We start from the raw sequence: 13,737 nt of genomic DNA, 5'->3' as shown, positions 1-13,737 counted from the left end.
ATTGATCATCGACTGATTCACCCGGTTTTTCCGGGTTATAGTCGCTCAGGAGGGTGATGCCGGTAATCCCTTAGGCTCGTTTTGATGGTGGTTCTCATGCTCGTTTTGGTTAGGTTTTATATGGGTTGGGTATAAGGGATGATTTTCGTTTGTTTTTCTTTATTCGGTTACAAATTCCCGCTGGTAACAAAGGGGGCTTTTCCCGGTAATCTTCTTAAAACACTTATGAAAGCTGGCAAAATTATTAAAGCCGCTGTTGTAACATATTTGTTTTAGGTTGAGGTGTGCTTCGATCAGGAGCTTACAGGCTTGTCCGACTTTAATTTCGGTGAGGAACTGCGAATAGGTTTTGCGGGTTCTTGATTTAAAATAGCGGCAAAAGGAATTCGGACTTATTTTAGCGACATCTGCAATTTCTTCCAGACAGATCTTATTCCTGAAATTGGCATAGGTATATTCATAAATATCGCTGATGCGGTCTTTCTCTACCTGTTCCAGGTCGTATTGAAAACCAATAGAAGCCAGGCTTTCCAGCTCTCCGCATTTGGCGATTTCTACCAGGGCCTGCATGAGCATAATGATCCTTTCCGTTCCTTCGGCTTTCAGCATTCTCGTGAGCAGGTCTGCCACTTGTTGCCTGTTCTTGCCCGTCACCTTTACCCCTCTTTTGGATTTCTCCAGTACTTCTTTCAACAGCCTGTTTTCCGGCAGGTTCAAAAAGAAATCCCCCCAAAGGGCTTCAGAGAAATGGGCTACTTTCACATCCAGGTTTGCCGTCTTTCCGCCTTCATCGAAATACATTTCGTCGAACTTCCAGTAATGTGGCAGGTGTGCCCCTACCAGGACAATATCTCCGGAGTTAAAAGGCTGGATGTTATCGCCGATAAACTGGGTTCCTTTGCCTTCATTGAAATAGATCAGCTCCAGTTCCTGGTGGTAATGCCATTTGTTATTTACAAAAGGTTCGATATCCTGTCTTACACTAAATGATTGAGCAGGAGCCATAGATACTTTAAGTAGTTGCGCTTTCATAATCAATAATTATTTAGTTGAGGACTCGGGAAATCGGCGTGCTGCAAAACGTCCTTATAACAGGAAGCCACAGAAAGAAGGATCATCGGATACTCGTTCATAGATTGCTTAATCTTAACAGATATTTATAATTGGTTTTGCTAATGTAAGTGTCATCGCAATATCCGAGGGGGTGAAATCTTAAAGAAAAGGGGTGAAATTCTTAAATCAACGGCCTTTATTCTTCAAAAGCATAATCAGAAGGGGTTCGCCCGAATTGTTTCACAAATTCTTTACTGAAATATTTGGGGTCATTGAAGCCCACGATATAAGCAATTTCATATACGGTGTAGACATTCTGGCGCAGCAGCTGGGCCGCTCTTTTCAGGCGGACGGATTTGATAAAGTTGTTTACGGTAAGGCCGGTGAGCACCTTGATCTTTTTATAGAGGATCGGCGTACTCATGCCCAGATCTGAAGCGAGACTGTTGACACTGAATTCCGGTTCGGCAAAATTCTTTTCAATGATGCCCATCACCTTGTTCAGAAATTCCTCATCTGCAGACTCTATTAAAATATTGGAAGGCTGCAAGGTAATCTGTTGACTAAACTTGCGCCTCATATTGGCCTGCAACATCAGCAGGTTGGAGATATTGAGCTGAAGGCTGTTGATGCTGAAAGGTTTGGTCAGATAGGCTTCTGCTCCCGTTTTTAACCCATTCACTTCATGGATATTCCCCGAGCGTGCCGTCAGCAGGATAATTGGAATATGGCTTGTGCGGACGTCCGTCTTTAAGGTGCGGCAAAGCTCCAGGCCATCCATTACCGGCATCATCACATCGCTGACAATCAGGTCCGGAATTCTGGCGATGGCAAGCTCCACCCCTATTGCGCCATTTTCGGCGACCAGAATCTGGTAATAAGGGCTTAAAGACTGCACAATGAAATCCCTTACTTCGGGGTTGTCTTCGACAATCAGTAAGGTCAGGCTTTCCTCTTCGGTACTTTCCGGGAGCTGTGGGCTCCAGGTATTTTCGGGATCGGCTTCAAACTGATAATGTTCCGGATTTTCGCTGTTCAGAAACTCTTCCACCAGCTCTTCCTTAGAAAAATGGTTTTGGCCAAGCTTCAATTTCAGGCAAAAGCAGGTGCACATTCCTGCTTCCGTCAGCTCTTTTTCATCCAGCAGGAACAAACCTCCATAATGTAGCTGGGCAATCTTTTTAGAAAGTGCCAGTCCGATTCCTGTACCGCTATTTCTGGACAGGGGATCTTTTACCTGGTAAAAGTTGGTAAACAGCTGGGCCCTGCTTTCTTCAGGAATCCCTTTCCCATTATCGGAAATGTTGATCTTCAGGAAACCATCTGTCGTTTTCAGGATGGACAAGTGAATGGCTCCCCCATCCGGGGTAAATTTAAAGGCATTAGACAAAAGGTTAAACAAGACCTTTTCCAATTGCTCATTGTCAAAATAAACTTCGATCTGCTCTTCTGTCGTTAGAAACTGGTAAGAAATCTGATGTTTGAGCGCCAGGTATTGAAAAGAAAGAAAGATCTCTTTGGCAAAGAGCACAATATTTCCCGGAGAAATGTTCAGCCTCAGCTTTCCTGACTCTGCTTTCCTGAAATCCATCAGCTCATTGACCAGTCTGGTGAGTCTTCCTGCATTTTTCCGCACCCTGAGCAATTTCCGGTTTAATGCCGGAGATTCCTGGGTTTCATTGATCAGGTTCTCCAGCGGACCAACAATCAGCGTTAACGGGGTTCTGATCTCATGGGAAACATTGGTAAAGAAATCCAGTTTCATTTGATACAATTCATGCTCCCTTCTCAGCAGCGCCCTGATCCATAAAAATCTGGAGAACAGAAACAGGAGGCCTGAGAAACAGCTCAGGTAAATCAGGTATGCCCACCATGTTTTCCAGAAAGGCGGATTTACATGAATCGTTAAACGTGCCGGTGCAGCAGTCCATACCCCATCATTATTGGAACCTCTGATCAGCAAGGTATACGTCCCTGAGGGAAGATTGGTAAAAGTAGCCGAAGGACTGTTTACATAATTCCAGTCTTTCTCAAAGCCTTCCAGCTTATAGGCATACCTGTTTTTTTCCGATTTGATATAATTGAGCAGGGCAAAATCTACGGTAAAAATGTTCTGATGATGGGAAAAGGTGATCGCTTTGGTCAGGCTGAAATTTTCAGCAAGCAATTCCGTTTCATCATTAATGCTCACCAGCTTATTAAAAAGTTTCAGGCGGGTAAAGACCGCTTTCGGCACCATATTATTGTCTTTGATCTGTTCCGGAAAAAAGCTGACCATGCCATTGAATCCCCCAAAGAAAAACTCGCCCTTGCTATCCTTAAAGAAAGAATTATAATTAAATACATTTCCCGGAAGGCCATCCCTTACGGTATAGGTTTTAAACACCTTATGATCAAACCTGGAAAGGCCGTTGTCTGTACTGACCCATAAGTTCCCTGTTGCATCTTCCAGCATCCCCAATACCACATTACTTGGAAGCCCATCGGCTTTGGTAAAGAAGCGTGTCGTTTTAAGCTCCGGAATATAACGCATCAATCCGGATTCATATCCACCGAGCCAGATCGTCCCTTTGGAATCTTCCTGAATAAAATTGATGTCGTTAAATAGGGTATGGTCGTCTTTTGTTTTAAAGCGCCTCAGGATATTGGAATTCCGTTCCAGAATATAGGTTCCCGAGTTGCAGGCAATCCAGATGTTCTTTTTGGAATCCTCAAAGAAACAGCGGACCACTTTCAGGTCATGACGGGCATCCTGCCCCGTATAAGGTGCAAAATTATCGGACTTCTCGTTATAAAGGTAGACCCCCTGTGCCCTCGTTCCGATCCAGAAGCGCTGTTGGCTATCGTGAAGTAAGGCCACAATCCTGTTGGAATTTAGTGCATAAGGGTCTCCGGGATTGGGCTCATAATGTTTGAAACTTTGCGATTCGGGAAGGAACAGGTCCAGTCCGCCTTCATAAGTACCGACCCAGACTTTTCCATTGTGGTCTATCGAGACTGCTTTAACCAGGTTGGAACTTAGGGAAGCCGGATTTTCAGGATCATGCCTGAAGCTGTTGAACTTCCCCGAACTGCGGTCATAATAGTTTAATCCTTCTGCTTCGGTTCCGACCCAGAGGTTGTGTTTTTTATCTTCGAGCACAGAACTCACCACATTGCTGCTCAATGCATTTTTGCCGGTATTTGATTTATACTCCCGGAAAGGCGTAGAATTTTCGTGGTATACATTTACCCCTCCATAATACGTCCCCACCCATATCGATCCGGCGGCATCCTGCATCATGTCGTAAATAGAATTCTGGTTCAGGCTGGAAGGATCGTCCGGATGGTGGTTCAATACCCTCACGGAATGATTTTCCAGGTCGATGATATTGATACCGTTTAAGGTAGACACCCATAGTTTCCCGTCTTTTGCCATCATCATTTTCCGGATCACATTGCTGCTGATGCTATTTGCAGTTCCTTTTTTAGACCTGAAATGCCGGAAAGCAGTCCTTGCCGGATCCAGCAGTTCCAGTCCGGCGCTATGGGTTCCGATCCATAAATTATGCTGCCGGTCTTCCAGGATAGAAGCGATGTCGTTATCGCTTAAACTTTCCGGGCGTTTTGCATCATGAACGTAAGACTGGTAACGGTATTTGCCTTTTTCCAGGGTCATGCTGTTCAGCCCTTGCAAAGTTCCGATCCACATCACATTATTATGGTCCTGATGGATGGCTTTAATGAGGTGATGAACCGGGCCTTTCCCAAGGTCTGCTTTTGTAAAATAACGTTCAAAGCGGTCCTGACCAACGAGTTTGTTTAATCCGCTGTCTGTACCCACCCAGATGTGCCCCTGGCGGTCTTCATAGATACACCTGATCACATTATTACTAAGGCTGTTTTTTTGCTTTTTATGGTATTGAAAGCGCTTAAAGGAATTGCTCTTTGGCAGGTATAGGTTGAGCCCCTTTTGTGTGCCCACCCATAAATTCCCTTTGCGGTCGGTAAGCAGGGCATTGATGTTCTGACTGCTTGTTAAAGAAGACTTGTCTTTTCTATGGTATTTGTAAATTTCGAAATTCTGGGTATTGAATTTATTGAGGCCATCTTTTGTGCCGAACCACATGAAGCCCATACTGTCCTGCGTGATGGAGAGCACACTACTTTGAGAAAGTCCGTTTTCTACGGTCAAGTGGTTAAAACTAATGTTAGGCTTTTGCGCATGCGCTCCAATAGCACAGCACAACAGTAAAAAAAACAATAGTTTGTTAGGGTTCATAAAGGTTAGCATACAATATATTACGGATTGGCCCAATATATTGTAGTATTTGGTCGGAGGTAAAAGTATAGAATTTAATGGAAATTAAAAGCGATTATTGATTTAACCAGTTTTTAAAAGCTTCCGCTCTTTCCTCACTCACCACGACTTCCAGTCCTTCTACCGGTGCAGGTTCGAGCACAATCCTCACCCGGTTTCTGGAAAGCTTATACATCTCTCTGATGGCTTTGATGTGGATGATAAACTTGCGGTTGATGCGGAAGAAATCGGAGTTGTCCAGTTGGGGCTCCAGGCTGCCAATCGTTTCTTCAATGATGTAATTCTGTTTATCATTGGTCACGAGGAAGAGGTATTTATCATCCGCCATAAAATAGGCCACATCATCCGACTGTACAGTTTTGATGAGTTTACCCAGTTTAACCATAAAGCGGTTGCGGATTCTGGCGGCGGGTTCTTCTGTTTTAAAGCGGATCTGAGGGATATTGATTTCAGAAAACTTACGGATGCTGTCCAGTTTTGCCAGCGCTGAGGCTACATCTTCTTCGTCGAAAGGTTTGAGCAGGTAATCGATGCCCTGATTTTTAAAGGCTTTTAAGGTATACTGATCGTAAGCTGTGGTAAAGATCACGGGGCTTTCTACGGTCACCTGTTCAAAGATCTGGAAGCTTTCTCCATCGCCCAGGTGAATGTCCATGAACAGCAGGTCTGCGGTATGTTTGCTCAGCCAGGCTACCGCAGCTTCGACGGTTCCCAGGATGGCGAGGACTTCTATTTTCGGATTCAGCTTCAACAGCGTCTTGTGCAATGTGTCCGCTGCCAGTTCTTCATCCTCAATAATTAATACCCTCATCTTTTTTTGCTGAACTGTAAATGTAAAAAAAAACTCCGGCCTGTAAAAACAGACCGGAGTAATTCACGTTCAAATGACGTATCCTATATCTCCCCCCTATTGAAGATTAGGATTGTTAGCGATCGCATCCTGCGGGAAGCGGATCGTATATCTTGGATCATTCTTCTGCAGTGTAAAAGTTGCTCCGAGTGTGGTATGTTTCAGTTCCGGCTGGCCGTAACGTCTTAAATCATACCAGCGGTGACCTTCCAGTGCCAGTTCTCTTTCTCTTTCGTTGATGATCTCCTGTAAAAGCGCAGTTTTATCAAGTCCTGAGATTTTGGTTTGTTCTGCAGCGAAATAAGCGGGCGTCAGACGTTTTGCTTTCAGGGCCATCAAACTCTGTAAGGCCAGCGACAGGTTATCGCTCTGCAACGCCGCTTCTGCCTGGATCAGGTACAATTCTGAGTTATGGAAAGAGATCTTTAAGGCATCTAAATTACCTTTAAGCGATCTGTAGTCTGTTCCTCTTTTACTGAAAAATTTGGCGAACCTTTTGTCGTTAACCTGATCGTAAATACCGATCAGGTGTGCGGAGATTAAGGAAGCGTTGGTCGCTCCCGGATCAAATGCCTTTTCCATAGACATGATGTTTTCTTTCGACTGGTAGTGATTCGGTAAAACTGAGGTCGCTACATTCAGGTCTTCCAGTTCTCCGTTCAGCGCTAAAGCATCCTGACTGGCCTTCAAGGCATTTGCCCAGTCTCCTCTGAATTCATAGATCCTTGCAGCAAGTGCCAGGGCAGCACGTTTGCTAAATCTATAGTTCTTACCCGCCTCGAAAGTCGTTACATTAATCAGTTTCAATCCCTCTGAAAGATCGGCAAAGATCTGATCATATACCTTCTCTACAGATACCGGAGTATATTTTTGTTCCAGATCGAGGGTTAAAGAAAGTGCTACACCGCGATCTGTAGCTGCAGTATTTTTATCATAAGGTTTTGCATATAAGTTCAGTAGCTCAAAATGGCCATAGGCACGAAGTAAGTAAGCTTCTCCTTTTAACTGCTCCGTTTCTCCATTCTGCCCGGCTTTATCGATCACGTCTGCAATTACTGTATTCGCATAAAAGATGGACTTATACATCGACAGGTAAGGAAACTGAAGGGAAACAGGATCCGGAGTCACGTCGTTCCATTTATAGATATCGCGGTAATTGTTGGTTTCCGAGTTGTCTTCATTCAACAACAATTCTTCCGTACGATAAGCAAGTAAGGATTTATGATTAGGAAAGCCGGAGTATCCCGAATTCAGCAATGCCCTGAAGTCGTCCGCAGTTTTAGGAATAACCCTTCCTATCGGTTCTATATCTAAATATTTCTTACAGCTGCTGGCCGACAAAATCAGGCAGATTACAGCGGTTAATTTTATGATCTTATTCATCAGATTTTTATTTAAAAAGTGGCATTTAAACCGATAGAAATGCTTCTTGTAATCGGTTGTGAGTAAATATTACCATAGGTCTCCGGATCAAAGAAGCCTTTATAGCTCGTTCCGAATACAAATGGATTTCTGCCTTCTACACTAATTCTCAAGCTGTTTGCTTTAATTTTACCGGCAATCTTAGATGGCATGGTATAACCAAGACGGATGCTGTTGATCCTCACGTAGCTGATTTTCTTTGCAAAGATGTCCAGGTCGTTATAAGTATTTCCAGGATCATTACCACTTTGCCATTTATAAGCCATCCAGCGGCTTCCGCCAAAGGTGTCGTAGCCATAAATTCCAGGTAAGGCGCTACCAGGGTTTTGTGGCGACCAGGCGTTTAGTACATCTCTCGAGTAATTCCTTCCACGGTCTACTTCAGCCGCGCTGTAAGTAGGTCTCGCTTTCACCCACTGGTCGATGTTAAAGATGGCGGTTACCGACAAATCGAAATTCGCATAGCGGAAACGGTTGGTTAAGCCTCCTGTAAATTTAGGGTCCATATCACCAGCATAGGTATACAGGTCCTGGAATCCTTTTCCATCCAATCCACTGCTCACCAGTTGTCCGTCAAATATGCCGGCAAGCGGATCGTATAATTTATAGAAATCTTCCAGGGAAACTGTTTTTCCATCTCTCTGGAACTGAGGAATACCGTTGGCATCCAGTCCGGCTGTCTTAAGTACGAACAATGCATTGACCGGGTACCCTTCTTTAGATGGGTTCAGCTGATTCGGGCGAACTTTCTCTCTAATCACCTTGCTTTTGTTACGGGCAATGTTAAAATCTGTAAACCATTGGAAATTATGGGTGCTGATATTTCTCGTGGAGACAGAGAACTCAATTCCCTGATTCCTTACCTGGGAGAAGTTTGAGCTTGTAAAATCAAATCCATTTTCCAATTGCAAAGCTTCAGTTCCAATCAGGTCATCACTGAAACGGTGGTAATAATCTACCGTGAACTGAACTGCATTGTTCAATATTCCGAAGTCCAGACCCGCATTATAGGTCGTTGTTCTTTCCCATCTCAGTTTATTGTTTGGCGGGCTGTTTACAGAAATTACAGGTTGATTTCCACCCGGAAGGATTGGAACATTACCGTAATCACCCACTACAAATGGCGAGGTATTTTTGTCGATATTTCCCTGAAGTCCGTATGAACCACGTACACGAAGACTGGAAATCCATTTCGCATTTTTAATAAAATCTTCTTCACTGGCATTCCAGGCACCTGAAATCGAATAAATCGGCAGGTATCTGTACTTAGGATCTACCCCAAAAAGATCTGATCCATCGTAACGGATACTTCCATAAGCGGTATATTTTCTATCGTAAGTATAAGATAAGGTACCATAGAAAGAGGCAAAGGCATTTTCACCTTTTGTTTTCTGATACGCACGGTATGGAGATGATTTTCCATCGTAATTACCATTTGGAAATATAATGTTCTGGTTGGTCAGTGTCTGTTCGTTAAAACCAAAAGCTTTGACATTGATGTCTTCTCTGTTGTTTCTTCTCAACTCTGATCCGGCAAGTGCTTCGATTTCATGTTTATCAGCAAAGACCTTTTTGTACTCCAGAATGGATTTCCAATTGTACTGAAATAAGGAAGAGGTCTGATTTTGATTTGTTCCACCTACCGGTAAAAAGTATTCATCTTTTTTAGTTGCAGAGTTGTAATATTTGGTTCCTTCTCTCAGTTTACGTAAAAAATAAGAAGACTGACCCGCATATTTCTCTACGCCAACATCCTCAAACTGAAGGCCCAGTTCCGTACGGATTTTCAGATCTTTATTGATCTGATAGCCTAGGTCCATTACCGTTTTCACACTCTTACTGTTGAGGGTATAGCGGGTATTTTCACGTTCTTCTACCAGGTTAAAAGGAAGGTAAACATCTCCGTTTACGTTCCCAAACATATCCGGATCGTAGTTAAAAGCACCGGAAGCATCTCTCACCGTTTGGTAAGGATTTACATTCCTGGTATAGGTGGCCAGATTCGTAAATGAATCTGCATCTGTCAGGTAATTATTACGTTTGGTTTTGGAACCAAAAATGGCCACGCCTGCTTTCAATTTCGGAGAAATGTTATAATCCGTTTTCAGGGTCATGTTGTAACGTTCCATTCCGGTTTGCTTCGTAGTTCCCTTCTCGTTATAGTAACCACCGGAGAAATAATAGCTCGCCTGTTCCGTTCCACCAGACAATGCCATCGTGTATTGCTGGTTAATGGCCTGCTGATACAATTCCTTTTCCCAGTCTGTACCTTGCGTTCTCAATGCGTTGATTGCATTTTGTGTTGCGGTACTCAAACCAGAAAAACCATTGGTTCTATACGTATTGAGTTCTCCGCTTTTATTAAGAATTCTCGCGATTGCACCCTGGTTATCTCTCCAGGTCAGATCAGATCTGGAGGCTAAGCCCAATTCAAAATCTACCTTTTCATTGGCATTCATCAAATTTAGTTTACCAAGGTCAGGTCTTTGTGCGATAAAGGTATTGGCGCTGAAATTGATCGCCATCGGTCCTTTTTTACCCTTTTTCGTGGTAATCACAATTACTCCATTAGCAGCCCTTGCGCCATAAATAGAGGTTGCGGCAGCATCTTTCAGGATGGTAATGTCCTCGATGTCGTCCGGGTTTAGTCCGGCGATCGGCAAATTACGCAACTGGTCAATATTGTCTTTATCTGCAAGTCTGCTTGGCAGGTCTGTTCCTTCCAGCGGAAGGCCATCCAATACCCATAAAGGATCCTGTGTTCCGTTCAAAGAAACCGTCCCCCGGATTCTAATCTTAGGTGCTGCACCTGGTCCACCGGTAATGGTACCTACATTTACACCCGCAACCTGTCCGGCCAGCATCTGATCAATTCCGGATACCCCGGTCTGACGGATTTTACTGTAATCCAGTTTGGTTGTTGCAGTCGTATTTTTGCGTTTGGCAATGTCCGAATATCCATTCACGACAACCTCACCCAGCGTATTTTCGCTGTTTTTCAAGGAAACGGTGATATTGCTTTTATTGATGATGTTGATCAGTACCGCATCATATCCAAGGTAACTTACCTTTAATGAAGTGGTCCCTTCAGGTACCTTTAAGCTAAATTTACCATTGGTATCAGTTACTGTTCCAATCACAGAGTTTTGAATCACTCCGGGAACACCGCTCTGCTCGCCGATTCCGGCATTGTCTACAAATACCGAAGCTCCCGGTATGGGCAAGCCGTCCTTTGCGTCCAGCACCTGTCCGGTGATGGTCGTTTGTTTTTGACTGTAACCTGTAAGGCTTAAACCTAACAGGAACAGGATTAAAAGTAATTGTTTATTCATATCCCCTATATTATGTATTAGTTTGTTGGTTGTACTTTAGTTCATTTTAAGGCTCTGACGAATCCTTAAGATCAGGTCCATATAATGACCTTTTGTGGCATCATCCCCTCTGCCTTTATTTTTTTCCAACAGTGTTACAATCTGTAACAGTTCTCCGCGTTTCGCTGCCGCCACATCAGAAGTTCTGCTCATGGAACTGAACTGGATGTTTCTTAATGAAGTCTGGTCAGCTCCTGCGGCAGTCTTTCCATTGTCGCCGAAATCACAGATCTGCAATTCATTTTTCAGTTTAAATGCGTTTTCTTTTAATGCCGTTTTGGTGATTTTTTCCAGCATTTTATCCGTGCTCACCAACAGTACATCTACGTAATTTTGCTCCAGCATGCGGTCTTCTACAGAAAGCGTTTTACCACTTAAAGTTTTTGCAAAGGCCGTTGCTCTGAGCTCTTTCAGCAATTCTGCTACTGTGAATACGTTTTCCTTACCCATCATCACTTCCATCTCCATCATTCTCAACAAGCGTTCCTGGCTTACCAGGCTGTACAATAAACCATATTGGAACTCACGTTTCAGGTTATACGGTGCATACTCGAAGGGCCCCATTGGTGATTCTTTAATCGGGAAAGTCTTTTTTAGCAGGTCTTTATCGAATAACCATTCCGGAGCATTGATCGCTTCTTCTTTTAAAAACTTCAGTGCTTTGACCTGCATGGCTTTAGGAACTGCGGTATAGGCATTTTTATCGTCGCCAGCTACCGGATTTTCCAGGTATAAACCACCAATATTCGCCATTACATGCTCCGCATAGGTTTGCCATTGAAAGATCGCTGCCATAAACAGCTTTCCGGCCTGCACATAATCCTCACCCTCATTGGAAGCCCAGGTGGAAATCTGTGGAACCAGACGTTTCAGGTTGGCCAGTCCATACTGACTTGCTTTGACTGCATCATCACCTAAATCTTCCGACTGTGCCCTTGGGTCGATCACATTTTTCGAGTCCTGTTGTTCTCCGTAATGGTATAAAGGATCGTTGGCATGCGCTTTAATCCATTCTCTAAGGACAGGAAGTTCCTGATGCGGATCTTCCACATCAAACCAGCGGTATCCCCAGGCAATGGCATATTTATCATAAAGTCCGATCTGAGGGGTAATATTGGTTACCTTATCCTGCGGTTGTGCCACATAATTGAAACGTGCATAGTCCATGATTGACGATGCTGTTCCACCCATACGCTTCGTAAAGGAAGGCGAGCGCAAAGAATCTACCGGAAAAGAGAAAGATGAGCCCATATTGTGCTTCAAGCCTAAAGTATGCCCTATTTCATGGGAAGAAACAAAACGAATGGCATGTGCCATGCGTTCATCAGAAAGTTTGTTCTTTCTCGCTTCGGGATCGATCACCCCCGTTTGAACCCTCATCCAGAAATTCAAAGAGGTCATTACATTGTGCCACCAGATCACATCTGATTCCAGGATTTCTCCCGAACGCGGATCTACAACCGCAGGCCCCATGGCATTGGATTTAGCCGATGCAGCATAGGTAATTTCCGAATAACGGATGTCATCACCATCGTAATCCGTGGTATCGGTTACTTCTCTCGCCTGAATGGCATTTTTAAAACCGGCCTGCTCAAAAGCTTTCTGCCAGTCGACCACTCCTGCAATGATTTGTTTTCTCCATTGCACAGGAGTCGATGGATCAATATAAAAGATGATCGGCTTTACCGGCTCCACCAATTCCCCTTTAAGGTAACGGGCACGGTCTTCCGGTTTAGGTTCCATTCTCCATCTGGTTAACAGCTCTCTGGTTTCCAGTTTATGCTGCGCATCAGAAAAATACCACCTTGGTGTGGTAAAAAATCCAACTCTATCATCTGCAAAACGCGGTTTCATCGGCTTTTCCGGCAATAAAAGCAGGTTTGTTGTTACGGCCATACTGATTGGCGTACTGCTTCGGCCTTCCGTCACCTTGGTGCTCAGTAAAGCACGAACTACAATATTCTGTGGAAAGCTTTTGATGTGCTCGATGCCGGATAAGCTTGTTTTTGGAGCAGTCCCCAATCCAATATCCGTAAAAACATCATTAAAGCTTTTGTCGGTTCCATCAAAAACCCGGTTCATTTTGATCACTACCGCCGAAGAATCCGGGGAGTAAGCTTCAATCTTAAAGGACTCAATCACTGAGCCTACAAAGTTATCGTTCACAGAACGTGTGATCGCATCCCCTGCCGGTGATTCCACCTGAGGAACAATTGATTTCACCCAAACTGTTTTCGCCAGTTTGTTCTGAGAAAAGCGGATCACTTTATTGTCGTAATTGATCCCTTTATTCAAGCCAAACTCATTCAGTGCCAATGGTACTGAAGAAATCTTGTTGACGATCAGAAAATCCTTACCCATTAATTTTAAAGGGATCTCAAAGTAATAGTCTGTTTCTATCTGGTGAACTTTAAACAAACCGTTAAGCGTTTTTGCTTTCTTTAACAGTTCGGTATAGTTTTTAAGATCTTTGCCTTTGGTACTATCGGCAACGCTCTTCTTTTTTAGGGTGTCAGTAAGTGTTTTTTTAGCGATTTTCTTAGGCAATTTCTTAGTGCTCTGCGCGTTTACGCTGAACGCAAAGAGGCATACCAAGCCTGCAAAAAAAGGAATCCTTAACGTATCGGCTAGTTTAATCTGGTGTTTTTTTCCGGTTGAAAAAAATGAAGTCTTATTCAAAATCATGTTCCAAAGTGCTGCATAATTGGCACATTATGAAATTATTAGGAGTGGAATGGCGC

At 43.7% G+C, this 13,737-nt stretch carries 6 protein-coding genes; all 6 read right to left on the bottom strand.

What is annotated here, in order from left to right:
- Positions 1-159: 159 nt before the first annotated feature.
- The 6 genes from BLQ87_RS07615 to BLQ87_RS07590 all read right to left on the bottom strand — a co-directional run bounded on the left by BLQ87_RS07615 (position 160) and on the right by BLQ87_RS07590 (position 13,681).
- On the bottom strand, positions 160-1,032 hold the full coding sequence (locus BLQ87_RS07615) for an AraC family transcriptional regulator (RefSeq protein WP_074605512.1): 873 nt from the start codon (positions 1,030-1,032) through the stop codon (positions 160-162).
- Between the two features lie 217 nt (positions 1,033-1,249).
- Positions 1,250-5,314 carry a hybrid sensor histidine kinase/response regulator transcription factor gene (locus BLQ87_RS07610; RefSeq protein ID WP_245723810.1) on the bottom strand — a complete coding sequence of 1,355 codons (4,065 nt, stop codon included), beginning with the start codon at positions 5,312-5,314 and terminating at the stop codon, positions 1,250-1,252.
- A 94-nt stretch (positions 5,315-5,408) separates the two neighbouring features.
- On the bottom strand, positions 5,409-6,164 hold the full coding sequence (locus tag BLQ87_RS07605; protein WP_074605510.1) for a LytR/AlgR family response regulator transcription factor: 756 nt from the start codon (positions 6,162-6,164) through the stop codon (positions 5,409-5,411).
- A gap of 96 nt (positions 6,165-6,260) precedes the next feature.
- Positions 6,261-7,586, bottom strand: a complete 1,326-nt coding sequence (locus tag BLQ87_RS07600; RefSeq protein WP_083361747.1) for a RagB/SusD family nutrient uptake outer membrane protein — start codon at positions 7,584-7,586, stop codon at positions 6,261-6,263.
- 11 nt (positions 7,587-7,597) lie between these two features.
- Positions 7,598-10,957, bottom strand: coding sequence for a SusC/RagA family TonB-linked outer membrane protein (locus BLQ87_RS07595; protein ID WP_074605509.1), 3,360 nt, complete (start codon positions 10,955-10,957; stop codon positions 7,598-7,600).
- Between the two features lie 36 nt (positions 10,958-10,993).
- A complete protein-coding gene (locus tag BLQ87_RS07590; RefSeq protein WP_083361746.1) occupies positions 10,994-13,681 on the bottom strand; it encodes a zinc-dependent metalloprotease in 2,688 nt (895 codons plus the stop codon).
- Positions 13,682-13,737: the final 56 nt, after the last annotated feature.

This window comes from Pedobacter steynii (genome assembly GCF_900103665.1).
In the GTDB taxonomy this organism is placed as follows: Bacteria; Bacteroidota; Bacteroidia; order Sphingobacteriales; family Sphingobacteriaceae; genus Pedobacter; species Pedobacter steynii.
The sequence above is the reverse complement of the archived record's forward strand: the minus strand, read 5'-3'. Positions and strand labels throughout refer to the sequence as shown.